This window comes from Pseudoalteromonas sp. TAE79, from assembly GCF_000498015.1.
In the GTDB taxonomy this organism is placed as follows: Bacteria; Pseudomonadota; Gammaproteobacteria; order Enterobacterales; family Alteromonadaceae; genus Pseudoalteromonas.
Genome location: NZ_AUTL01000266.1, coordinates 124721 through 149318, shown reverse-complemented (window position 1 = coordinate 149318; position 24598 = coordinate 124721). Strand labels below are relative to the sequence as shown.

The window sequence follows — 24598 nt, the reverse complement described above, 5'->3', positions numbered from 1 at the left end:
ATGAGTGTATCTGCGCATGCCAGAAAACAAGACCCTTCGCTTCCTGAGTGCTGGCAGGCCAGACTGGTTCTTTATCCTGAGCCAATGGGGCCTGGAAAAATAAAAGGTCTGCTGTGCTCTTTGGATGATAAACAGGCCTTTGGTGCACAGGCCATTCTTGATGTCTATTTCGAGCGCTGGGAAATTGAAAATAGCTATGGAGAAATAAAACACCAGATGCTTGAGGATAGTATTCTTTTGCGTAGTCAGACTGTGGATGGAGTCAATCAAGAGCTATGGGGTATATTGCTAGCCTACAATTTAATTCGAGTAGAGATAAGTCGAATAGCCAAAGAGGCTAAAGTCTCCCCGCTGAGAATTAGTTTTGTCATGGCTTTGCGGGATATACAGGATGAAATACTCTGGTGTGCCATCGCTTCGCCAGGTTCAATTCCAAAGAAATTAAGGGCAATGCGAGAACGAGTGAAACGTTATATTCTTCCAGAAAAAAGAAAACGGCCCAAAAGTAGGACCGTTCGAATTTCAAAAACTCGGTACACCATTAAGTCAAAGCATGCTTAACTGAATGGTGTTAGCCTAACAGGCGCTTTTCGCTTCACAATTAACCGAGTTTATCAGCGTTTTACTGAGGCGGTCGAAGAGGTGAAGCTGATTGAAAAGCAATTGCATGAAGTAATTAAAGAAGATCAAACCTGTATACGCTTGCAAGCATTAGAAGGCGTGGGACCGGTCTGTGCAATACTGATTAAAATAGCACTAGGTAATACAACCCATTTTAAAAATGGTCGAGAAGCTGCGGCCTGCTTTGGTCTAACACCAGTACAGCATAGTAGCGGGGGAAAACAAAAGATAGGCTCGATATCTAAAGTAATAGGAAATAAGAAGCTGCGTAGTGCTTTGTATAAAGGCGCATTAGCTGTTGTTTCACAACTAGAAAAAAGAGAAGTTCGTAGCCAAAAAGATATATGGTTAAAAGAATTAAGTGTACGTCGAGGCAAAAAAGTAGCCGCAATAGCGTTAGCAAATAAAACAATCAGAACGGCTTTTGCAATGCAAAAGCATAACAAAGATTATCAGCCACAATTACTTGTGGCTTAAAAACTTGTCAGAAAGATCGATTGAAATAGGTAAGACCGACCTTCAATAGACTGTTAGGGTCTGAAGTTTGAAAAACTGCTCAACAGAAAAGTCATGAAGGTGCGAATACATTTGAGGCCAGGGGTAGCTCCTCAATTTGAGCCCGTATATAAGCTAGCATCTAATTTATTTCAATTTTATTTTTGACATTAATAGGGAGTCCATATAAGGCCCTAGAATCAAATAAGAAAAGGAATAGCTCTAAAATAAAAGTTTTTAAGTCATTACAGACATATTGTTATTTATGTTGTAAAGTTTGTGTTAATTGGCATTGAATTTGTATTAAATAATGCTCTCAAGGAAGGGATGGAGTATGCAACGTTGTGTTTTACGAAACACTGACAAGCATGCGAAGAGCTAAGTTTTATAGCTCACAGCTTAAATAAAGTTAAACGCTTTCTTGTGAGAATGTTTAACTGAAATGTAGTGTAAAAACACTGCTTTCAGGACAACTAATACATGTTTATATATAAAAAAAATAACATTGGGCTTTTACTTAGCTTGCTAATGCTTTTATTTGGTACAGCATGCAGCGTCTCGCCTGAAATAAAAACCATTGATGAACAACCTCAAAGTAACTCGCCTGACTACGTATCAATTACAGCCCTTGAACTTGCACAGCTAAAAGATGCCGCAATGCAGTGGCAACAAGCTCGTGAAGGCATAGAGCGAATTTTAAGATTAGAAAAAGAAATAACTTACCTCGTAAATCATATCGATATTATAAACAGCAAAGCTATTGCGCAGTCTAATCAAGGGTATAGCAGCAAGTCTGTACGCTCACCACGAAACACACGTAATGTTAAATCACGCCAACAAGTTAAACAAAATTACAGTAATAAAAAACAAACTGTAAAATTAAATAAACCTAAACATGTATTTGCTTTACAGGTAGCTTCGGTTGACTCAGAGCAAGGTGTGGCTAAAGCATGGCAAGAGCTAAATACTAAAGCAGCACCGTTGTTTAGAGACAAAATATTGACTAACGTAGAAACCGCCAAAATAAACGACAAAATGTTTTACAGGCTGAAACTTGGCTCTTACCAAAACTTTAAAAATGCAAAAGCAGACTGTGACGTATTCAAACTGTACAAACTCGATTGCATAGTAAGTAACTACACTGATAAGCCAGTAAAGCTGTAGTTAAAATAGAAACTTGCTTAAAATCTGTTTATCCATAAAATACACCCTTCATAATTAAATGCGTTTAGGGGTATATGACCCCATAAAACAACGTCATTTCAGGGAAGGAAAATGCTTTTAAAACGGAGCTTAGAATGCATGATGCTAATGGGTGTACTTGTTTTATCTGCATGTAACTCATCTCAACAAGTTAAAATGGCTCAAGCAACCCCGCAACCGATTCTTATTGAAAAGTCTGATTTGGAGCTGCTCAAAAGCTCTGCGGCACAATGGGAAAGCTCTCAACCAAAAGTAGAGCAGCTACTCAAGTTAGAAAATAAATTAACGCAGCTTGCTACTAACCTAAAACAACTAAATGAGTCTGATGTTCTAAATACTCGTGTAAATGATGTAGTTAATAACGAAAGTATATTAAAAACCGATTCGGCATTGTTTGCTTTGCAAATTGCCGCTTTTAAAAATAAAAATGCATTGCAAAAGAAGCTCAGCGAATTTCAAAAAAAAATACCACAAAATATCATCTTATCCACTGAGATAAATGTAGAAACCGTAAGTGTTAATAACACAACTTTTTATCGATTGAAGTTAGGTGCTTATAGCAATTCAGCGGATGCGAAAAATGATTGTTTAGCTCTTATAAAGCAACAAGTAGCATGTTTTGTTAGCTATTATGTTCAACAACCTTACAAACAGTGATCTTTAGGCATAATAATTGCTTTAACTCTTATATATTTAAAAGAGGATGGCAACTATGCGCCTGTTATTGCCCTTATTATTTGTAAACCTAGCAGCTTGTAGTTTAACGCCTCAACCCGAGCCGAGTGTCAGTACTAATGCTCCCAAAGCAGCTATGGCAGCCTACACAGTAAGCGAATACGTTAATAACTTAACAGCCCAACTTAATAATCTTCAAGGGCCGCTAAGTAGAAATGCACGTATTGGTGTAAGTAGCTTTTTTCTTGCCGATAAGATCGACTCAAAACTAATGACAGAGCAAGGTTTTGGTTTAAGCCAACAGATCCAAGAAAGTCTTTTAACTCAAATGACCCAACTGGGATATAACACCGTTGAGTATAGATTGGGAAACAACTTAAACTTATCAGAACATGCCGACAGTATACTCAGTCGTGATTTAAATAAATTACGCGCTCGTCAGAATATTGACTTAATTATTACCGGCACAGTGACCCGTCAGCAACACGCTTATATTGTAAATGCACGTTTGATAAATATTAATAATAAACAAGTTTTGTCTGCCGGCAGTACAGAGATCCCAATTAATGTAATGTGGGGCAATGAAAAAATACAGCAACGCGATGGCTACTTATACCGCAGCGAATACTAACCAGGAGCACAAAATGAGAAATCTATTAATTACCCTCTGTTTACCTTTGGGCTTTGGCTGTTCGCATATACTAAATGGTATGAATACAGGTACGGATGAGACCCAGGTTCAAAATAATAACCAAACAACGCAACTCGTTAATAATCAGCGTGATGTTGCAGATCCAGTATCCAATGACCGTTTATTTCAATCGGACTTTGCTCAAAAAAATAGTCATACTAAGCCGACTCCGCCAATGCGAAAGAACATAAACCATTATGTACGCGGGATAATGCAAGACATGGTTGAAAATCTGCAATATGTTAATGGAAAAACACCATTAGCTGTTTCAAGCTTTGTATTTTTAGATGATGATTTTAATGACAGTAGTTTACTGGGTAATCAAATATCAGAAAGCTTTATGCACGAGCTACATAATTTTGGCATACCCGTTATTGACTTTAAAACAACCGACTACATGCGTGTTACACCTGAAGGAGACTTTGTATTTAGTCGAGATTATTTAGAGCTTAACCAAGATCAAAACTTTAAATACGTACTCGCTGGCACATTAGTGAGTAGTCAAGGAGGAGTCCTTGTAAATGCACGTATTATTGGGCTGCAAAGCAAAGCCGTAGTAGGCACTGCGCAAGGTTTTATTCCGCAGTCAGTTGTTGATGCACTTAATAGTAACTACCGCACTGATGGCATAATGCTTAAGCAAGCAAGCAAGTGAGGCTAACTATGTCGTATATACTAATTACTATCGTTGGATTTACTACTTTAATTGGGTTAACAGGCTGCTCAATGACGCATAATAATGAGCATAACGAAAACACAACACGAACAGATTACACAGTAAACGGTGGTAATGATCAGCTTAATATTGCTTATAGTAATCAAGCAATACAATTGCAAGTTGAATACGATCCATCTCAGCAGTTCACACCACTTAAGCACCATAAAACACTTGCTAACTATGTAGAGCAAATGGCACTTGATTTGGTTGATACGCTTGAATTTGAAAGTGATACCGACACCAATATTAATATTGCCGTTACTACCTTGGTCGATCTTGATTCATCGCTTACTAAAAGCAATCAATTGGGTAATCAAATATCTGAGACGTTAATTCATCAGTTACAAAAGTTTGGTTATGGCGTGGTTGATTTTAAAACAACCCAAACAATAGATGTAAATAGCCGTGGTGATTTTGCTTTTTCACGTGATATTGAAAAGCTTAGTGAAGAGCAAATGGCGAGCCATGTATTAGCGGGTACATTAATTTATCGCCATGATGCTGTTGTTGTAAATACACGTGTAATTAACGCGCATACAAAAAAAATCGTCGCAAGTAGTCGAAAACTAATCCCAATTTATGTACTAAATAAAGAAGATATATACTTATCAAGCAATTAAGTTCAGTTGTCGCTTGATATAAAAAACCAGATGCCGTTATAATTCACACCTCTAAGCACACAGCTTATTTGTGGCCTCTTAGTTAAATGGATATAACGGCCCCCTCCTAAGGGGCAGTTGCAAGTTCGATTCTTGCAGGGGCTACCAATAAAATCAATTAGTTACGAGGTTGGTGCTTTGAAATTCAAACTTCATCTAGCACATATGTAGCAGTGCTAACTCAGGCATTCATTTTCAAAAAAGATTATTAATACTTCTGTATTTTAAACATCTAATTCAATTTATCACTTCAGTCGAATAAATATTACAGCACTAAGTTAAAGCTAGGTCGTGATATAAAAAACCTTATTCAAGTTTTTGTCGCGCAGGCGGAGTGGCTTATACGTAGGTTGGCTTGAGCGCAGCGAAACCCAACGAAAAAGTATGTTATCAATTAATATCACTATTTTGCATTATCGATTGGCTGTCACTCACTTTAAGTTGAGCATAAAAAAGCGAATAAATAAATTTACTCGCTGATTATTTTTATTTAGCCCTAAGCCCTAAGTCCTAAGCTTATGCGCCTGGGCCACATTCCATACATGAATTTACAATGTCTGGTCCAAATTTAAGTTTGGCGTTTAAGTCACGAAGTGCTGTACGTAAGCCTTCTTCAATTACTGGGTGGTAAAATGGCATATCAAGCATTTCTGGTATGGTCATTTTGTTTTGTACAGCCCATGCTAGTAAGTGAGCAATATGTTCGGCTTGTGGACCAATAAACTCAGCACCTAAAAATAAGCCTGTACCTTGCTCTGCGTATACTCGCATATGGCCTTTATTTTTTAGCATTACTCGGCTGCGGCCTTGATTTTCAAAGCTGACTTCGCCTACTTCAAAACAACCACATGGGCCTAATCGGTCAGTAATTTGCTTGTAGCTTTCGCCTACCATTGCTATTTGTGGGTCGCTAAATACAGCTGCAATTTTAGCTCTGCGCAGACCTATACGTACATCTGGGAAGCGCCCTGCATTTTGACCTGCAATAGCACCTTGGTCAGATGCTTCGTGTAGCAGTGGTAGCATGTTACTTGCATCGCCTGCTATAAATATGTTTGATTCACCACATTGCATTGTGTGCGTGTCTGCGTGAGGTACGCCGCGCTCATCGAGTTCAATACCGGTGTTTTCTAAGCCGAGTTTATCTGTGTTTGGTACGCGCCCCGTTGCGGCAAGTACGTAGTCAAATTGCTCGGTGTGTTTAGCACCTTGTTTGTCGGTGTAAGTAAGCTGCGCTTTGCTGTTTACTTGCATCATGTCGGATACGTTTGAGTCGGTATCAACAAAAAATTCTTCGGCAAAAACAGTGTTTGCGTAGTCTTTTACTACTGGATCTGTAAGTGGGCCAATTGCGCCGCCTACACCAAATAGTTTTACATTTACGCCTAGTCGGCTAAGTGCTTGGCCAATTTCAAGACCTATTACACCAGGGCCAAATACGGCTACCGATTCTGGAAGGTCGTCCCAGTCAAATACGTCGTCGTTTATAATAAGTTTGTCGCCAAAGTTATTAAATACGCCAGGGTACGAAGGGCGTGAACCGGTAGCAATTACAAAGCGTTTTGCTGTAATAATTGTGTGGTCGTCTATTTGTATGCGGTTTGTGTCTAAAAATTTAGCGTAACCACGAATTTTATCACCATCTGGTAATTCATCTACAGCTTCTACTACAAATCCGGCAAAGCGGTCGCGTTCGCTTTTAACGCGTGCCATCACTTCTTTACCATTAATACGTGGTGCAGAGCTGTGTACACCAAATGCAGGTGCCATTGTGATTGAGTGCGCAGCTTCAGCAGCTGCAATTAATAATTTACTCGGCATGCAACCAACTCGTGCGCAGGTAGTGCCGTAAGGGCCTGATTCGATCATAAGTACGTTATTTGTAAATTGTTTAGCATTACGATAAGCACTTAAACCCGCAGTACCCGCACCAATAACAACAACGTCGGTTTGCAATTCTTTCATTATTTTTTCCTTATAAAATAGGGGCAACCAGTGCCCCTATTTATATTTACTAATTGAGCAAAATTATTAATTAAGCAAAGTATTTTTCTAAATCGTCTGAGCCACCAATGTGCTTACCGCCAATAAATACTTGTGGAACGGTTTCACGGCCAGATACTGCTTTAAGGCTTGTTAGTGATGCGCCTGAGCCCATAACAATTTCTTCAAATGCAAAGCCTTTTTCTGTAAGAAGCGCTTTAGCTTTTGAACAGAACGGACAACCAGGTTTAGTAAATACAGTTACTGGCTCTGGTTTAGCTTGCTTAGGGTTGATGTAATCAAGCATTGTGTCTGCGTCAGATACTTCAAACGGGTCACCTGGTAAATCTGGTTCGATGAACATTTTGTCAATCACGCCATCTTTAACAAGCATAGAGTATCTCCAGCTGCGCTTACCAAAGCCTAGGTCGTTCTTGTCTACTAACATGCCCATGCCGTCAGTAAATTCGCCGTTGCCGTCTGGTAATAAAGTAATGTTTTGCGCTTCTTGATGTTCAGCCCATGCGTTCATTACAAAGGTATCGTTTACTGATAAACATACAATTTCGTCAACGCCGTTTTGCTTAAGTACGCCTGCTAATTCGTTGTAACGTGGTAAGTGAGTTGATGAACATGTTGGTGTGAATGCACCTGGTAGTGAAAAAACTACAACAGTTTTACCTTTAAAAATGTCATCTGTTGTTACTGATTTCCAATCGTTATTTTGACGAGTTGCAAATGTAACACTTGGGATCGTTTGACCTTCGATATTGTTTAACATAGTTTTTGTTCCTCTTGATTTGTTGATAGCCATTATGGTGAATAATTAAATATAGTTCCAATCGTTTGTTTGTATTAAACTGATAGTTATAAACTATCACGTAGAGCTGAATATGAACTTAAAAGATTTTGAATATGTAAAAGCAATAGCGCAATATAAACATTTTCGCAAAGCTGCCGATGCATGTTTTGTTAGTCAGCCTACATTAAGTGGCCAAGTAAAAAAACTCGAAAATGAGCTTGGCGTTACTTTGTTTGATCGCTCAACCAAGCAAGTTACCTTAACAGCTAAAGGTGAACGTTTGTTGACGCAAATAGAGATTATTTTAGAACAAACGCAAATACTCAAAGAACTTGCTGCTACTTCTAATGAGCCTCTACAAGGTAAATTAACTATTGGTATTATTCCTACCATTGCGCCTTACTTGTTGCCTGCGTTATTAACATCGATGAAAGCGGCATTTATTGATAGCCAGTTTTCGTTTATTGAGATGCAAACAGCAACAATTTTAGAAGCTTTAAACAAGGGGGAACTCGACTTTGCTATTTTAGCCGATGTGCCAGAGCTTATTAATTACCATACGGTTGCTTTATACAAAGAAGATTTTTTAGTGGCGGTATCACACGATAACGCGCTGTCTAAGCATAAAAAAGTAGCGCTGAGCGATCTTCAAGGATGCAGCCTATTAATGTTAAGTGATGGTCATTGCTTTAAAGATCAAGCCCAAAAGTTTTGTTTTTCTGCAGGAGTCGATGTATCTAACCAGTATAAAGGTAATAGTTTAGAAACATTATTAGCGTTAGTGGCCATGGATGACGGTATTACATTTGTACCAAAGTTGGCATGTACCGACCGTGTAGGGATTGATTACTTGCCTATATTCCCTAATCAGCAGCGTAATGTGGTGTTTGCATGCAGAAAGCATTATCCGCATTTATCTGGTGTAGAACAATTGGGCGAGTGGTTATCGGCTCACCCTAATTTAAAAGCTAAATTGAGTAAAAAACTCTAAAGATCTTGGCTGATTATTTCTACTACATCGTTAATTTGCACGCCAGGTAGCGGTTTTTCATCAATACTGACTGCTACTGCGGTTTGCTGATAAAGCTGCTCTACACGAATTTTATTAAGCGTGGTGATGGTGTGCGGCATAACATTACCTGCCGCGTCGGTTAAATAGTTATGGTGCGCAATGCTTAGCATTTGGCCTTTTTTTAACCCATGAGCTTTACCCAAGTTAATAACGATTTTGCTATTTTCCATATGCATTATTTTACCTTGAGTAGGTAAACACGCCATGGCTGCTTGAATGTCATAACTTACTGCTTGGTTGATATCGGTTATGCTTTGCCCATAAGGCGATTGCCAAAATCTATCACTATTAACGTCAACTATGGTTGTTTTTTCAAATGGCCAAATTGCTTCAGTATGGTAACTATTTTGCCAAAGTTGCTCATAGGTAGTGCCATCAAACAGTGCAAACTCAATGTTGTAACTGCGCTCATACGCCTCGTCTTGCCAAAATGCATAATCGTTATTGAGTTTGTCGCTAGTCGAAAGGCTGGTTATTTGGCTAAGCAGAACATATTGAGCGTTACTGCGCGAAGATATTTCTTCTAATTGAGCGTTTGAATAGTCGTGCTGCTGCGAAAAGTATTTATCAACGCTTATTGCATTATTATAGTAAGCAATAGGCACTGCGCTCATTTTTGATTTTTGCAGAGAGGTAAAAATATTTTTGCTAATCGCTTTGCTTACGTCAAATATTTGACCCATTTTGGCATGTTCACGATGAACAAGTTGGCTTTGTGTAACGGCCACAAACTTATTAAAACTATTTTGTGGGCATTGCTCTGTTTGAGAAAAAATATCGAGTCGTAATGTAACAGCAAATTTATTGTCGTATTTATTTTCGCTGATCAGTTCAATTTTTTGAATTTCGCCGTGGCTGCTAATTTTTAGCTGATCTTGCATTAACACGCCATCTACCAAGGTTTGCACCGAGCTAACCCGTGCGCCAGAGAACACTAACGCTTGTGTAATCGCATCTTTTATAGCGGCAGATTTAGCTGCGCTCGTATCACCATTTTGAACGTTCGCATGGCCTGTTGATTCATACCACTGCGCTTTAGTAAAAGGGGAGAAAGTTAATAATGCCGTTACACTTAATCCTGCAAATGCCAATGATAAAAACGACTTCATACTTTTACTCCAATTAAACGTTAGCTATTAACTAGGTAGAGCAAGGACTGTACCAATGTTATTTGGTAATACTATAAATGGCATTAAACGTGCATATGTACTGCTAATTACTATACAAGGGCTAGATGCTATGCGAGCGATTTCATTACTTATTACACTTGGGTGTTTAACCTTAGGTGGTTGTAGCAGCGTTTTTGATAAGCATGTTGAATATAAATATGTAGAGCCAAATAATTACCCAGTTTTAAAAGCGATAGGGTATGCACCTATTAGCTTACAAAAAGGCGCTAACGCGTCGCAAAAGCAACTTATGGCAATTAAAGCTTCTAAGCTTGAGGCTTACCGCGAGCTTACTGAACAAGTATATGGGCAAAAAATTACCGCAGGAACAACGGTGGAAGGTTCAATTGCTCAAGACGATTACCTAGAAAGTAAAGTGCAGGGGCTTATTAAAGGTGCACAAATAATTAAAACTTACGCAGTAGATGACACTTACGTGACCGAGCTTGAGCTTAATATGAAGCGTGTGCACGATTTATACATAGGTGAAGTAAAACCACGCGAAGTTAAAAAAGTAACTTATTACTAAATAGCCCAGTTAATTAAAAAAGTTATTCAAAATATCTCATCCTCTTATATTGAGTGCTATGCTGTTGTTAGGATTAATTTTTAATCAGATTGCGTAGTGCTCAACAGATGTATTTTATTGCCACTTATTTTAGATCGTTCAATAACAAAGGTTTTATCTGCTTTCAAGCAACAACATATTAAGCACTGAAACGATAGATTTAGGTAACTTGAGTGGTCTATCAACACCTGAGCAAACGGTGCAAATGAGTTCGGCGGAGCCGCTTAATATTGATGATGTAATCATGAACGAAGATGCAGAGCAGCTTATAGCGCTAAATACACTGGTTGAAGACGAAGGCTCTGCAATTGCTTATACCCCAGCCCAAAGCGGGGGAAGCATTGATACAGCAGCACCTGCAGTTGATGTACAAAATCAATCGGAGGAAATGATTAAACACTTAATTGAAAGTAGTAATAATCAAACGGATATTTAATACCAATAAAGCCCCCCTAATTATTTATTAAGGGGGGGGCTTACATAATTAAGTGAATTGGTATTATTTATAACTAAATTTAAGAATAAAGGACATTAAAAAAGCCTTATTGATAAGTCAATAAGGCTTTTTTAATGTAAAATTTGGGGCTTAAGCTTTTAAGTTACGAACCAGTTTACTCTCGGTATTTACAGATTTACCGGCTTGATCGTAGGTCATTGACGTTGGTGCGCCAATTAATATCTCTTTTAATTGTTTAACACTTAGTTGCGCTTGGCGGGCAGCATGAGCATTAACGTTATTTTGTTTTTGGCATTGTGCAAGTTGAGTTTTAACTTGGCTTATTAGCTCAGATATTTCAGGATTTTGTGAGTCGTTACTAGCAATTAGCTTACTTAGCTCTTTATCAAGAGTGCTTAACTTAGTTAAAAAAGACATTTTTTGTTGGGCAATTTCTTTTAAACCAGCACCACGTCGTGAGGCAATAGCAGTAAGCTCGTCGTTTAATAGCGTATGCAAAGAGTCTAAACAACTTACTTGTTGGTTTAGTTTTACGCTAATTAAACTATTATGATCAGCCATATACGTTAAACTCAAAATCAGCTAAATTTTTGGCAAGCTTTTCACTATCCACTTGGTATTTACCTTCAGTTATTGCTTTTTTAAGCTCAGCAACTTTATCGCTGTCAAAGCCAGGTGATTGCTGTGCTTTATCTTGAAGCGTTTTTAATTGCTGCGCTTGCGGCGTTAAACTTACAGAATCACTTGCAGCCTTAGGCGAAGGAGCCTGAGCAGCTTGTGTATTTGCATTATCTTTTTTTAAATCAACTTGTTGTTGCTTTGCATTTGTAAGTGCATTAGCTTGTTGATTACTACCATTAACTTGACTAACCATAATAATAAACCTGTATATTACCCAACTTATGCCAAGTTATCGGCATATACGTAGGATACTTTAGTATAAATCTAAATTAAATATTTACTTGAACAGACTCTACACCATCTACTCGCGCATTTAAAATTTTACCTGACTTTTTGTTTTTAATTTGTATTTGATCGCCCAAAGTACCGTCTTCTAATGCAATACCTGTTGTTTTAATTCTAAGGCCTCTGAGGTTTGCGTAAATATTAACAGAATCCCCCTTACAAACCATACAAATTTGGTTTAGTAAAACGGGCATCCCGCTTCTAATATTTCGTTTACTTCTGCTACCTATTAAAATTGTGGGATCATCTAAATATTGCACTCTTACAAAGTGAGTTGGTTTCATTTCAACACTCAAATGCGATTTAGTTATTACCTCACCACGAGCTAAGTTAGCAATTGCTACAACAACAGGCGCCATTTCAACAACTCTTACATGGACATATTGAGCCCATGTTTGAGCATCATTACATTTAGCTTGTAAAGTTACTTGGCGGTTAAATGGTGGTTCATCGGAAGTTGATAATTCAAGGTCAGAATTACAAATACGATCAGGAATGCGACTATCTAAAGGCAGTGCACTTAATTGCATATTAGTATTTTTTAATATACCAATCTGCTCAGTTATATAAGCAACAGCCATCTCTTGTAATAAATCTTTGCTAAATACTTTGGCCTGCAAAGGGAATGCAAAGCAGAGGCTAGCAACAAAATAAAAAACACTGTATCTTCTGACTTTTTTTAACAAACTCATAATGTTTCGACTATGCTTATGGTTTCAAACAGGGTATAAATATTTTGCGTCAAAAAGTAGACGCTCCCGCGATGTTATGTAGCTTTATTAATAGGAAGCAATTATCGTTCCGCATTATTTGTTTTCTTTAGGAGATTTGAATGGCAGGCATTTTAGACTCAGTAAACCAACGCACGCAGTTGGTTGGGCAGAACCGCCTAGAATTACTTTTATTTAAGCTCAGAGGGCGTCAGCGTTTTGGCATTAATGTATTTAAAGTGAGGGAAGTATTGCAATGTCCTCCACTTACAAGTATGCCAAAATCGAATGCTTATATTCGTGGTGTTGCTCATATTCGTGGTCAAACTATCTCAGTAATCGACCTGTCGATGGCTGTAGGCGGGCGCCCAATAGAAAATATTAAAGACAGTTTTATCATCATTGCTGAGTACAACCGCTCGGTTCAAGGTTTTTTAGTGGGCGGGGTTGAGCGTATTGTAAATATGAATTGGGAAAAAATAATGCCACCGCCATCAGGTGCCGGGCGTTATTCATATTTAACAGCCGTGACCGAAATCGAGAATGAATTAGTAGAAATTTTAGACGTAGAAAAAATTCTCAACGAAATTTGCCCAGTAAATACAGAAGTAAGTGCTGAAGTTGCACAAAGTGGCGACATTCAAAAAGACTTAGGCGAGCGTATCGTATTTATTGCAGACGACTCCGCTGTTGCGCGTAACCAAGTTAAACGTGCCCTAGAGCCGTTAGGCGTGCAAACAGAGCTTGCTAAAAATGGTAAAGAAGCTTTAATTAGGCTTAAAGAAATAGCAGAACTTGATTGTAAAAATGACATTACTGAGCGAGTTGCATTACTTATTTCTGATGTTGAAATGCCAGAAATGGACGGTTATACATTAACAGCTGAAATAAAAGCAGATCCTAAGCTTGCACCATTACATGTTATTTTACATACATCATTGAGTGGTGTGTTTAACCAAGCAATGATAGAAAAAGTAGGTGCTGACGACTTTATCGCCAAATTTAACCCTGATGAGTTAGCAACTGCGGTTAAAAAATGGGTCCATAGTGACCAATAAAAATAGGTGTTATTGATTTGAATAATAAAGATTTGCAGCAAAGTGAATACGACCAGTTTCGTTCGTTTTTAGAGCAGCAATGCGGTATTGTTTTAGGTGAAAACAAGCAATACTTAGTTAAAAGTCGACTTGCTCCACTCATGGCTCGATTTAATGTGGAATCTTTATCACAATTAGTAAGTAAAACACTTGGCCTTCATGAGCGGCAATTAAGAGCCGCTGTAGTTGATGCAATGACCACAAACGAAACGTTATGGTTTAGAGATCAATACCCATTTGAATTACTTCAAAATAAATTATTCCCTGAGTTTAAAGAGTTAAGAAGACCATTAAAAATTTGGTCTGCTGCCAGCTCATCAGGGCAAGAACCCTACTCGATTGCTATGTCGGTTGCCGAGTTTCAAGCTAAGCAACCTGGCGTGCTACGTATGGGAGCGCAAATTATTGGTACAGATATATCTAATACCATGCTTGATATGTGTAAAAATGCAGAATACGACGCGCTTGCACTTGCCAGAGGCTTATCGGCAGAACGTCGTAAAAAGTTTTTTAAAGATAGCGGCAACGGTATGGCACAAGTAAACGATACAATAAAAAAACAAGTTAGTTTTAGGCATTTAAATTTGCTTGATTCGTACGCGTTAATGGGCAAGTTTGATATTATTTTTTGCCGTAATGTACTTATTTACTTTGCTCCTGAAATAAAAGCTAAAATTATTAATCAGTTTGCACAAGCGTTAAATCCAAAAGGTTACTTGTTTTTAGGTGCGTCAGAGTCCTTGACTGGCTTAAGTACTGAGTTTGATATGGTTAGATGCAACCCCGGTATTATTTACCAAAAGAAATAATTAAGCTAATTCCTTTCCCTAAAACGACGCACTCAGCGTCTTTTTTCTATTTAGATACATGGCCTTATAAAAATATAACTCTCCTTATTATAAATGGCTTATTTTTTGCTTTATCCATGGGTAAGTCAATTTTTTGGAGAAGGTTATGGCTATCAGTTTTGATAAAGCATTAGGTGTGCATCCGCAAGCCATGTTGATCCGTTCACAGCGAGCAGAATTAATTGCAACTAATATAGCTAACGCTGATACGCCTGGCTATAAAGCAAAAGATATAGACTTTGCCTCGGCATTAAAAGCGGCAAGGTCAACCCAGCAAAGCGGCAATACCATGGTAAGAACTAACGATAAACACATTGGTGGAGGTACTCATAGTATGGGCAACTCTGAATCATTTCGTTTGCCAAATCAATCAGATACGGGCGATGGTAACTCGGTTGATATACAAGTGGAACGAAACTTGTATACACAGAATGCTATGGAGTATCAGGCCAGCTTGCAATTTTTAAGCGGCAGATTCAAGGGTCTGAATAAAGCTCTCGGTAGTCAAGGATAAAAATTATGAGTTTATATAATGTTTTTGATATTGCAGGTTCGGGTATGAGCGCACAAAACGTTCGCTTAAATACTACAGCTAGTAATATTTCTAATGCTAATACCATTAGTTCATCTCAAGACAAAACGTACCGAGCGCGCCAACCTGTATTTGCGGCTGAGCTAACAAAAGCTTCAGCATCAGCAAGTAATCAGCAGGGCTCCGCAGTTGGTGTTAAAGTTTTGGGCATTGTTGAAAGCGATGCACCATTACAAATTGAATATAACCCAAACCATCCAAGTGCGGATGAAAATGGCTATATCTATAAACCCAACGTTAATGTTGTAGAGGAGATGGCAAATATGATTTCTGCCTCTCGTTCTTACCAAACAAACGTGCAAGTTGCTGATGCAGCAAAGCAAATGCTAAGTAAAACACTGTTGCTAGGGCAGCGGTAACCGAGGGTAGGTTATGAGTAACGATATTAGTACATCTTCATCCTATTTAGACTCTATACGCTGGCAAGAAAAGCAAGTAGCGACCAGCGATGGTGAAAGTGATGCGTTAACGCAAGAAGACTTTTTTTCTTTGTTAACTCAGCAATTATCGTATCAGGATCCCAGTAATCCTGCGGATAATGACCAAATGATTGCTCAAATGACGAGCTTTACAATGGCGCAAGGGATTACAGATTTAAATACTAACTTTGAATCTTTAGCCTCTTCAATGACATCTAATTCAGCACTGCAAGCATCTACACTTGTAGGCAAACAAGCTTTACTTGAGTCAAATACTCTTGATTTAAATGAAACGGGTGATGCCAGAGGCTCNAGAAGAAGCCGTTGATAACTTAAAAATCAAAGTGACAGATGCATCGGGTCAGCTAGTGAGAACTATTGATATGGGTTCTCAATCAGCAGGTGCAGTTCGCTTTGCGTGGGATGGCAAAAATGAAGCCGGTGAGCGTTTACCTGAAGGTGAATATTCAGTAACCGCTGAAGGAAGCACTGACGGCGAATTTTCAAGCTTGCCCATTGCTACATTTAAAAACATTGAAAGCGTTAATATTAATGGCTCAAGTGGCATTATTATTAACACTAAAGAAGGTGCGGTTAGGCTGACAGATGTAGCAGAAATCGCGTAATAAATTTTAGTATTTTTCGCCTGCTAGCAGGCCACAGACTAACAGGTTAGAGGTGAATTATGAGCTTCAATATTGCATTAACCGGCCTTGCTGCCGCGCAAAAAGATTTAGACGTAACGGCAAATAATATTGCCAACGTTAATACCACAGGTTTTAAAGAGTCACGCGCTGAGTTTGCTGATGTTTACGCTTCATCAGTATTTAGCTCTGGTAAGACTAAAAATGGTGATGGTGTACAAACAACCATGGTTGCGCAGCAGTTTCACCAAGGCTCACTGCAATTTACAAATAACTCACTTGATTTAGCAATCACTGGTGAAGGTTATTTTGCGATGACCGACGATTTATCTTCGCAAGATTTAACATATACACGTGCAGGTGCATTCAAGCTTAACCAAGATAACTTTATGGTAGATGCTAAAGGTAACTTTTTACAAGCATTCCCAGTTGATTCATCTACAGGTGATACAACGTCGGTAAGTTTGAGCACAACTGATCCAATTCAAATCCCTGATTCGTCTGGTTCTCCTCGCGCAACAGAAAATGTATTTTTGTCGTTTAATTTAGATGCAACGGCGGATCCATCAGGTCTAGATTTTGACCCTACGTCTAGTGGTACTTATAACTCATCTACGTCAACAACGGTATATGACTCACTAGGTGAGCCGCACATTTTACAGTACTTTTTTGCGAAGCAGGATCCTGCATCTCCAACTGGTGCTGAAAATAGCTGGGATGTATACGCAACACTCGATGGCAAGGTAGTTGGCAGTAACGGTGAAGAACAAACAACAGCAACTTATGCGCCACTTACAACTCTTGGTTTTAACTCAAGTGGTTTGCCATCAACAACAGGTGGTGTGGCAAATACAAATACAACTACTTTTGATGAAATACTACTACCAGCGGGTTCTGGTGCTGGTTTATCAACATTATTAGACAATGGTGCAACTTTCCCAAGTACTGGTATTGAACTTAACTGGCGCGATGAAAATAACACAGCAGGGCGTATTCCTACTCAGTATTCAAGTGGTTTTGAAGTAAAAGCACTTGATCAAGATGGCTCAACGGTTGGCCGTTTAGCCGGAATTGATATAGGCACAGACGGTAAAATTGTCGCCTCTTACAGTAATGGCGACTCAACATTTTTAGGCCAAGTGGCTATGGTACGTTTTCCAAACTCACAAGGGTTATCACAAGTGGGTGATACAAGTTGGAAGCAAAGTATTGATTCAGGTGAACCTGTAGCGGGTGAAGCTGGTTCGGGTACGTTTGGTGGAATCAACTCATCAGCACTTGAGCAATCAAATACTAACCTTACTAATGAGCTTGTAGACTTAATTACTGCACAGCGTAATTACCAAGCAAACTCACGTGCGCTTGAAGTTAACTCAACAATTCAGCAAAGTATTTTGCAGATTCGATAAGTTAAACCCCATTGAATATATTAGGCTGCATTTTTGCAGCCTTTTTTATAAGTCCTCTTTGTAAGCCGTTCTAAATACCTCTCAATGTTGCGTCAAATTTAATCTGGCACCTATTTTGCATTTATAAGTTCAGAGATTTTTTATGTGAGTCGATACTATGGACAAAATGGTCTACATTGCGGCCTCTGGCGCTAAGCAAAGCCTACAAGGGCTTGCGCTTAAAGCCAATAATTTGGCGAATGCAAATACAACAGGATTTAAAGCCGACTTTGCGCAGGCGCGTTCTATGCAAGCGTTTGGCGAAGGTTTACCTACCCGTGTATTTTCAATGCAAGAGCGTCCGGGTTCTAACATGGTATCGGGTGGCATTGTTCAAACCGGGCGCGACTTAGATATCGCGATGAGTGATAACGCTTGGCTTGCCGTGCAAGATGCCTCAGGCAACGAAGCTTATACCAAAGTAGGTACGCTCAATATTACAGCGCAAGGCATGTTAGTAACCAGCGGTGGTCGTCAAGTAATTGGCGAAGGGGGACCTGTTATTCTACCCGTCCCAGTCGAAAAAATAGGGTTTAGCCAAGATGGCGCTATTCAAGTACGACCACAAGGCGCTCCCGCTAACTTTTTAGAAGAAATAGATACGCTTAGAGTGGTAGAAGCAAATAGCTCACAGCTCGAAAAAGGTAACGATGGTTTATTTAGACCAAAAGCAAATGTAACAGTAGATACCTCTGCCAATGTAAAAGTTTTAAGTGGTTCGCTTGAAATGTCGAATGTGAACCCTGTTCACGAAATGGTCGACATGATAAGCCACCAGCGCCAATTTGAATTACAAGTGAAATTAATGAAAACAGCTGAAGAAATTGACGAGCGTCAAGATCAGTTATTACGCATAGTTTAACTTTAAAGTGAGGACACGATTATGAATCCAGCATTGTGGATCAGTAAAACTGGGCTAGACGCTCAACAAACCGATATATCGGTTATTTCAAATAATTTAGCGAATGCGAGTACCGTAGGTTACAAAAAAAGCCGCGCTATATTTGAAGATTTACTTTATCAAAATATTAATCAACCAGGTGGTCGTTCATCGCAAGATACCGAAATGCCGTCGGGTTTAATGTTAGGTGCGGGTGCTAAAGTTGTAGCTAACCAAAAAGAGTTTACGCAAGGCAACATGTTGACCACCGAAAACTCACTAGATTGGATGATTTCTGGCGAAGGCTTTTTTGAAGTACTGCAACCAGATGGCAATATTGCTTACTCGCGCAATGGTCAGTTTACTACTGATGGCGATGGACGAATTGTAACATCGGGCGCTGGTTACGTTATTCAGCCAGAAATGAATGTACCTGATGACGCGCAATCAATTACAGTTTCGCAAGACGGCGAAGTATCTGTACGTGTTGCAGGGCAAGCCGATAACGTGGTCATTGGTCAGCTAACAATTAGTGACTTTATTAATCCATCGGGCCTTGAGCCAATTGGTCAAAACCTTTATACCGAAACTGCTGTAAGTGGTGCGCCGGTACAAGGTAACCCGGGTGTTGAAGGGTTAGGGAGCATTATTCAAGGCTCTCTTGAAACTTCAAACGTAAATGTAACTGAAGAGCTAGTAAATCTAATCGAAACTCAGCGTATTTACGAAATGAACTCAAAAGTAATTTCGGCCGTTGACGAAATGATGAGTTACATTAATCAACAGCTTTAATAGAGTAGGGGGAATTATGCGTAATATTATTTTATTTGCAGCGGGCACATTATTTTTAAGTGGCTGTATGTCTACGCAAAATAGTGAAGTAGTGCAGGACGACCCTTACTACGCACCTATGTACCCCGAGCCTATTTTAGAGCCGCTGGTAGCCACAGGTTCATTGTTTAATACTCATACATCAAACGACTTATATTCCGATAAAAAAGCGCTACGTACTGGCGATATAATTACGGTTAAATTGCAAGAGTCTACTCAAGCAACAAAAGCCGCTAAAACAGAAACAGACAAAGAAACTGACGCAAGCTTAGATCCCGTTATTGGATTAGGTGGTCTACCTGTAAATATAGGTGGCGATAGTATTCAGTTTGGTATTGGTAGTGATTCGTCGTTTACGGGCGATTCAAAATCAAACCAGTCAAACAGCTTAGTAGGCGATATTTCGGTAAATGTTATGCGCGTTTTACCTAACGGTAATTTAGTTATACGCGGCGAAAAATGGCTAACGCTTAATACCGGCGAAGAGTTTATTCGTTTAGAAGGGCTAGTACGCCCTCAAGACGTAAGCGCCGATAATACGGTTGAATCAAACCGCATTGCTAATGCACGTATTCAATACTCAGGTAAAGGGCAAACGCAAGAGGCGCAAAGTCCTGGTTGGCTTACACGTTTCTTTAGCAGTTCGCTGTTTCCATTTTAGAGGGTAACAACATGAATAGCCTTAAAGCTTTATGTTTAGTTGTGTTATTAGGTTGGCAGTTTACTGCCAGTGCTGAGCGCATAAAAGATGTGTCTATGGTTGAAGGTGTACGCTCTAACCAATTAGTCGGTTATGGCTTAGTGGTTGGTTTACCGGGCACCGGCGAGCAAAACTCATACACACAACAAAGTTTTAGAGGCATGTTGAACAGCTTTGGTATTACGCTACCTTCAACTCAAAGTCCTAAAATTAAAAATGTTGCTGCTGTTGCTGTACATGCAGAATTACCTGCATTTAGAAAACCCGGGCAAACAATAGATATTACGGTTTCTTCTATTGGTAGTGCAGGCAGTTTACGTGGAGGTACTTTACTACAAACTTTTTTAAAGGGTGTAGACGGTAACGTGTACGCTATTGCACAAGGTAGCTTAATTGTCGGTGGCTTAGGCGCACAAGGCCTTGATGGCAGTAAGGTTGTAATTAATACCCCTACCGTTGGTCGTATACCTAATGGTGCAACAGTCGAACGCACTGTAGAAAGCCCATTTATGCAAGGTGATTACATTACCTTTAACTTAAACCGCCCAGACTTTACAACGGCAAAACGCCTAGAAAAAACAATTAATGACTTAGTTGGCCCAAATAGCGCACAAGCAATTGATTCAGTTTCCATTCGTGTTATAGCACCACGCGATGCATCCCAGCGTGTATCGTATTTATCAACACTCGAAAACTTAGAATTTAAGCCAGCTGACATGGCTGCTAAAATTATCGTTAACTCGCGCACCGGTACCATTGTGATTGGCAAGAACGTTAAGCTTCAGCCTGCGGCTATTACGCACGGTGGCTTAACCGTAACTATTGCAGAACAACAAAATGTGTCGCAACCAAATCCGCTAGCAAACGGTGATACAGTTGTCACCCAGCAAAGTATTATTGATGTAAACCAAGATGACTCGCGCGCCTTTGTATTTAACCCAGGTGTAAGCCTTGACGATTTAGTTCGCGCAATTAACGAAGTAGGCGCAGCGCCTGGTGACTTAATGGCTATTTTAGAAGCACTAAAAGAAGCCGGCGCAATTAACGGACAGTTAGTTGTTATATAAATAACCCAAGCCAATAAATAACGTATTACTTAAGCCCTATATTTTTGAAATTAGGGCTTTTTATTTACAGCAACTTAAGTTTATTATTTTTATCTTCCTTGTTTTATCGGTAGTGGCTCAATTTTTGCATTTTTAACTGCATTATTCATTTTGTGTCAAAAAGCCGATGGAAACTAATCATCTCGATAAACAAAACTTTTTTGATTTAGGCAACTTAGATTCACTTCGTAAAGAAGCCTTAACGAGTGGCGATGCATCAACTGATGCCTCTAAAGCTGCGCTCAAAAAAGCGGCCGCACAATTTGAAGCTATTTTTACGCAAATGCTGCTCAAAGGAATGCGCAAAGCTAACGAAGCATTTGAAGACAAAGACAGTCCATTTAATTCAAGTGGCGTAAAGTTTTTTGAAGAAATGCACGATCAGCAACTTTCAACAGAGCTTTCATCAAATGGCTCGTTAGGCCTTGCCGATTTAATTGTTCAGCAGTTATCGCCTGAGTCTAAAAACTTTATGCCAGGCTCGGTGCTTAGAACAACCAACGATATTTTTAGCGATACACAAGTCGGATCCGCGCTTCCTCATGAGCAAAAAAATAATCAACCCGATCTTATCGTTAAGAGTACTAAGGCCGATATTGCTGAGCCTAAGGTTAATACTGCAGAGTCTAAAGCCGATAGCCCAACCTTTAAAAATGCAGAAGAGTTTGTAAGTTCAGTGTGGGAACACGCTAAAACTGCAGCACAAAAAATAGGTTTAAACCCTGCGGTAATGGTTGCACAAGCGGCACTTGAAACCGGTTGGGGTAAGCACATTATTAATAAAAGTGACGGCGGCAGTTCAAATAACTTATTTAATATCAAGTCAGATAAAAGCTGGGAAGGCGATAAAGCAAGCAAAGTAACGCTTGAGTTTGAGCAAGGCACACCCGTTAAAAAACAAGCCAGTTTTAGAGCCTACGATTCAATTAAAGATAGTGTGAACGACTTCGTTGATTTTTTAACGCAAAACCCACGCTACAAAGAAGCATTACAAAATACAGCAAAACCAAATGACTTTTTAGATTCATTACAAAAAGCAGGTTATGCAACCGATCCAAATTACGCCAGCAAAATAAAAAATGTGCTCAATAGCAGCCAGCTAAAAGACATTGCGGCAAACGTGATCCGCCAAGGAGTAGAGTAACATGTCGTTTAATTTATTAAACATTGCCAGTTCTGGGGTTAGAGCAAGCTCGGAGCTACTGCAAACGACAAGTAAAAATATCGCCAATGTAAATACCGTGGGTTACGTACGTGAGCGTACAGAGTTTACTACTATGGTTGACAACCAAGTAGGGCGAGGCGAAACATACCGATTACTAAATGAGTTTGCTCAGTCACAGCTAAATCGTGACACCTCTAATAAATCGTTTTTCGATCAATTTATTACTGAGGCTAATCGAGTTGATACTATTTTTTCTGAAGAGTCGAATAATCTTTCGACTGGTATTAACTCTTTATTTAATAACGTGCAAGAAGCGCTAAATCAGCCCTCATCTACTGTTGCTCGCTCATTAGTAATGACAGATGCGCAAAGCTTAATTGATCAAATGGATAGGCTTTCGGGCATCGTGCTTGATCAAAAAAGTATAGTGAACGAGCAGCTCGAAATATTTTCAGATGAAGCAAACTCACTCATTCAAAGTATTAGCACGCTAAATCAAAATATTGCAGCCGTTAACGGCACTAATAACGCCGCAGATGCGAGCTCTACCTATAACGAACGCGATAAAGCAATACGCGACTTATCAGAGCTAATAGACATAGAAACGCTTGATGGTCCAAATGGCGAAAAACTCGTTTTTATGGGCACAGGCGAAGCGGTTGTCATGCAAAATGGCGCATTTAACTTATTTTCGATGACGGGCGATCCTGATCCTAATTTTAAAGAATTCACGCTTGACGTTAATGGCGGCAAAGCTGTGCCGCTTGAAGTTGATGCCAGTAAATTAAAAGGCAAAATAGGTGGTTTACTTGCCTTCAGAGACGATATTTTAGTACCTGCGCAAAATCAAATAGGCCAAATGGGTTTAGCGTTAGCAGATGCATTTAATCAGCAAAATCACTTAGGAATGGATGCTAACGGTAAATTGGGCGGCGATATATTCACTATTCCTACGGCAAAAGGCTTTGCCTATCAAGCTAATACCGGTGGTGCTGGGGTTAGTGCAACAGTAGAACCCGGTAAAGGCAAGGAGTTACCGGCCAGTGACTTTATTGTGACTTATACTGATAATCCAAACGAAGTGAGTATTCAGCCAATCGATAATAAAGGCGAGCCGATAGGCCATGCGGCCATAGCCGTTATTCCTGCAAATAACATCATAGGTGAAGATGCTATACAACCAGCTACACCCGGTGATCCTAATGCAACGCCGCCAAAACCACCTACAGTTGAAGATTCATTTGGCTTAAAACTAGAAATTAATGGTACTGGTAATCCAGGCGATAAATTTCAAATTAAGCTCAATTCAGAAGCCGCAGCTAATATTACTCTCGCCACTGGGCGCGGTGAAGACCTAGCGTTAGCATCGCCAATACGCACCGCCGATGCTATAAATAATACCGGTAGCGGCGCTATTTCTGCTGGCAGTGTTACAAATATCTCAAACTTTACGAGTGAACCTTTAAACCTGTCAATTCCTTTAGGCATAGAGCCGCTAACATTAAAAAAAGTAGAAGAGCCTAATATGTATACTCTAAGTGATGGTACAAATACGACAGACTCTTTTGCAATTGACTCTTCAGGTAAAAATATAATTGCACAAGCGGAAGATGCAGGTGAACTAACTGATATTACAGCGTTTACAGCGGAAGAGTTAGGCTTTGATTTTGACATTCAAGGCAAACCAGCATTAGGTGATTCATTCACAATAGAGGCAAATAAAGGCGGCTTTGACGATAACCGTAATGGTTTAAAATTAGCAGATTTACAAAATGGTGAGTTAGTCCGTTTAAATGTAGAAACAACAGCAACGGCCGACAACCATAAAACGTTCAACCAAGCTTATTCAGGATTAGTGAGCGATGTAGGTGTTGTAACTGGTCAAGCAATCACAAGTGGCGCTGCATTTGACGCTCTAGCACAGCAATCTGAGGCATGGTACGAGTCGTTATCTGGAGTAAATCTTGATGAAGAGGCCGCAAATTTACTGCGTTTTCAACAATCATATTCAGCATCAGCACAAGTTTTAGCAGCAGCTCAAGAAATTTTTGACACCTTATTAAATGCGGCGAGGTAATT

The 24598-nt window shown here is 39.4% G+C and carries 27 protein-coding genes, 1 tRNA gene and 1 pseudogene; 23 read left to right on the top strand and 6 right to left on the bottom strand.

The window, feature by feature from the left end; translation table 11 throughout:
- The 8 genes from L655_RS0121510 to L655_RS0121475 all read left to right on the top strand — a co-directional run.
- Window positions 1–561 (top strand): transposase (locus tag L655_RS0121510; protein ID WP_024604693.1); only part of this gene is annotated, 561 nt, incomplete at its 5' end.
- Between the two features lie 81 nt (window positions 562–642).
- Window positions 643–1098 carry an IS110 family transposase gene (locus L655_RS0121505; RefSeq protein WP_050582234.1) on the top strand — a complete coding sequence of 152 codons (456 nt, stop codon included), beginning with the start codon at window positions 643–645 and terminating at the stop codon, window positions 1096–1098.
- A gap of 498 nt (window positions 1099–1596) precedes the next feature.
- Window positions 1597–2280: an SPOR domain-containing protein gene (locus L655_RS0121500; RefSeq protein ID WP_024592961.1), complete on the top strand. Its 684-nt coding sequence runs from the start codon at window positions 1597–1599 to the stop codon at window positions 2278–2280.
- A gap of 111 nt (window positions 2281–2391) precedes the next feature.
- A complete protein-coding gene (locus L655_RS0121495) occupies window positions 2392–2976 on the top strand; it encodes an SPOR domain-containing protein (RefSeq protein ID WP_029752277.1) in 585 nt (194 codons plus the stop codon).
- 55 nt (window positions 2977–3031) lie between these two features.
- Window positions 3032–3625, top strand: a complete 594-nt coding sequence (locus L655_RS0121490) for a FlgO family outer membrane protein (RefSeq protein ID WP_024606239.1) — start codon at window positions 3032–3034, stop codon at window positions 3623–3625.
- 13 nt (window positions 3626–3638) lie between these two features.
- Complete coding sequence (locus L655_RS0121485) at window positions 3639–4340, top strand: FlgO family outer membrane protein (RefSeq protein WP_010553226.1); 702 nt, start codon at window positions 3639–3641, stop codon at window positions 4338–4340.
- Between the two features lie 8 nt (window positions 4341–4348).
- Complete coding sequence (locus tag L655_RS0121480; protein ID WP_024606238.1) at window positions 4349–5023, top strand: FlgO family outer membrane protein; 675 nt, start codon at window positions 4349–4351, stop codon at window positions 5021–5023.
- A 72-nt stretch (window positions 5024–5095) separates the two neighbouring features.
- Window positions 5096–5170 (top strand) — tRNA-Arg (locus tag L655_RS0121475).
- A gap of 408 nt (window positions 5171–5578) precedes the next feature.
- Here L655_RS0121475 and L655_RS0121470 read toward each other — a convergent pair.
- Both L655_RS0121470 and L655_RS0121465 read right to left on the bottom strand, forming a co-directional pair.
- Entirely contained in the window at window positions 5579–7027 is a 1449-nt protein-coding gene (locus tag L655_RS0121470) for a dihydrolipoyl dehydrogenase (RefSeq protein WP_024606237.1), read from the bottom strand.
- A gap of 70 nt (window positions 7028–7097) precedes the next feature.
- Window positions 7098–7826, bottom strand: a complete 729-nt coding sequence (locus tag L655_RS0121465; RefSeq protein ID WP_024606236.1) for a glutathione peroxidase — start codon at window positions 7824–7826, stop codon at window positions 7098–7100.
- Window positions 7827–7938: 112 nt separating this feature from the next.
- On the opposite strand from L655_RS0121465, the gene L655_RS0121460 reads away from it, so the two are divergent.
- Complete coding sequence (locus L655_RS0121460) at window positions 7939–8838, top strand: LysR substrate-binding domain-containing protein (RefSeq protein WP_010553232.1); 900 nt, start codon at window positions 7939–7941, stop codon at window positions 8836–8838.
- On the opposite strand, the gene L655_RS0121455 is transcribed toward L655_RS0121460, so the two are convergent.
- Window positions 8835–10028, bottom strand: coding sequence for a flagellar assembly protein FlgT (locus L655_RS0121455; protein WP_024606235.1), 1194 nt, complete (start codon window positions 10026–10028; stop codon window positions 8835–8837). The genes L655_RS0121460 and L655_RS0121455 overlap by 4 nt on opposite strands.
- A 130-nt stretch (window positions 10029–10158) precedes the next feature.
- Here L655_RS0121455 and L655_RS0121450 point away from each other — a divergent pair, with 130 nt between their 5' ends.
- A complete protein-coding gene (locus L655_RS0121450; RefSeq protein WP_008168853.1) occupies window positions 10159–10617 on the top strand; it encodes an LPP20 family lipoprotein in 459 nt (152 codons plus the stop codon).
- A 208-nt stretch (window positions 10618–10825) separates the two neighbouring features.
- Entirely contained in the window at window positions 10826–11092 is a 267-nt protein-coding gene (locus tag L655_RS0121445) for a hypothetical protein (RefSeq protein WP_024606234.1), read from the top strand.
- A gap of 150 nt (window positions 11093–11242) precedes the next feature.
- On the opposite strand, the gene L655_RS0121440 is transcribed toward L655_RS0121445, so the two are convergent.
- The 3 genes from L655_RS0121440 to flgA form a co-directional block, all read right to left on the bottom strand.
- Window positions 11243–11674 carry a flagellar protein FlgN gene (locus L655_RS0121440; protein WP_024595784.1) on the bottom strand — a complete coding sequence of 144 codons (432 nt, stop codon included), beginning with the start codon at window positions 11672–11674 and terminating at the stop codon, window positions 11243–11245.
- Window positions 11667–11987: a flagellar biosynthesis anti-sigma factor FlgM gene (gene flgM, locus L655_RS0121435; RefSeq protein WP_024606233.1), complete on the bottom strand. Its 321-nt coding sequence runs from the start codon at window positions 11985–11987 to the stop codon at window positions 11667–11669. The genes L655_RS0121440 and flgM overlap by 8 nt, the downstream gene beginning before the upstream one ends.
- Window positions 11988–12063: 76 nt before the next feature.
- Window positions 12064–12771 (bottom strand): flagellar basal body P-ring formation chaperone FlgA, encoded by a 708-nt coding sequence (gene flgA / locus L655_RS0121430; RefSeq protein WP_024606232.1) that lies wholly within the window; start codon window positions 12769–12771, stop codon window positions 12064–12066.
- 140 nt (window positions 12772–12911) lie between these two features.
- On the opposite strand from flgA, the gene L655_RS0121425 reads away from it, so the two are divergent.
- The 12 genes and pseudogenes from L655_RS0121425 to flgK all read left to right on the top strand — a co-directional run bounded on the left by L655_RS0121425 (window position 12912) and on the right by flgK (window position 24596).
- The gene (locus tag L655_RS0121425) at window positions 12912–13847 is read left to right on the top strand and encodes a chemotaxis protein CheV (protein ID WP_010553244.1); all 936 of its coding nucleotides are present in this window, start codon (window positions 12912–12914) and stop codon (window positions 13845–13847) included.
- Between the two features lie 17 nt (window positions 13848–13864).
- Window positions 13865–14695, top strand: a complete 831-nt coding sequence (locus L655_RS0121420; RefSeq protein ID WP_010553245.1) for a protein-glutamate O-methyltransferase CheR — start codon at window positions 13865–13867, stop codon at window positions 14693–14695.
- A 145-nt stretch (window positions 14696–14840) separates the two neighbouring features.
- Window positions 14841–15248, top strand: a complete 408-nt coding sequence (flgB, locus tag L655_RS0121415; protein ID WP_024606231.1) for a flagellar basal body rod protein FlgB — start codon at window positions 14841–14843, stop codon at window positions 15246–15248.
- A 5-nt stretch (window positions 15249–15253) separates the two neighbouring features.
- On the top strand, window positions 15254–15685 hold the full coding sequence (flgC, locus tag L655_RS0121410) for a flagellar basal body rod protein FlgC (RefSeq protein WP_010553247.1): 432 nt from the start codon (window positions 15254–15256) through the stop codon (window positions 15683–15685).
- Window positions 15686–15698: 13 nt separating this feature from the next.
- Window positions 15699–16371 (top strand): annotated as a pseudogene (locus L655_RS01000000125995) (flagellar hook assembly protein FlgD).
- A gap of 59 nt (window positions 16372–16430) precedes the next feature.
- Complete coding sequence (gene flgE, locus L655_RS0121400) at window positions 16431–17798, top strand: flagellar hook protein FlgE (protein WP_024606230.1); 1368 nt, start codon at window positions 16431–16433, stop codon at window positions 17796–17798.
- Between the two features lie 157 nt (window positions 17799–17955).
- Entirely contained in the window at window positions 17956–18699 is a 744-nt protein-coding gene (locus L655_RS0121395) for a flagellar basal body rod protein FlgF (RefSeq protein ID WP_024606229.1), read from the top strand.
- Between the two features lie 21 nt (window positions 18700–18720).
- Window positions 18721–19509 (top strand): flagellar basal-body rod protein FlgG, encoded by a 789-nt coding sequence (flgG, locus tag L655_RS0121390; RefSeq protein ID WP_002959420.1) that lies wholly within the window; start codon window positions 18721–18723, stop codon window positions 19507–19509.
- Window positions 19510–19525: 16 nt separating this feature from the next.
- A complete protein-coding gene (gene flgH, locus L655_RS0121385) occupies window positions 19526–20209 on the top strand; it encodes a flagellar basal body L-ring protein FlgH (protein WP_002959418.1) in 684 nt (227 codons plus the stop codon).
- A gap of 11 nt (window positions 20210–20220) precedes the next feature.
- Window positions 20221–21315 carry a flagellar basal body P-ring protein FlgI gene (locus L655_RS0121380; RefSeq protein ID WP_024592771.1) on the top strand — a complete coding sequence of 365 codons (1095 nt, stop codon included), beginning with the start codon at window positions 20221–20223 and terminating at the stop codon, window positions 21313–21315.
- A gap of 166 nt (window positions 21316–21481) precedes the next feature.
- On the top strand, window positions 21482–22498 hold the full coding sequence (gene flgJ, locus L655_RS0121375) for a flagellar assembly peptidoglycan hydrolase FlgJ (RefSeq protein WP_024606228.1): 1017 nt from the start codon (window positions 21482–21484) through the stop codon (window positions 22496–22498).
- Between the two features lies 1 nt (window position 22499).
- Entirely contained in the window at window positions 22500–24596 is a 2097-nt protein-coding gene (gene flgK, locus L655_RS0121370; RefSeq protein ID WP_024606227.1) for a flagellar hook-associated protein FlgK, read from the top strand.
- Window positions 24597–24598 lie beyond the last annotated feature (2 nt).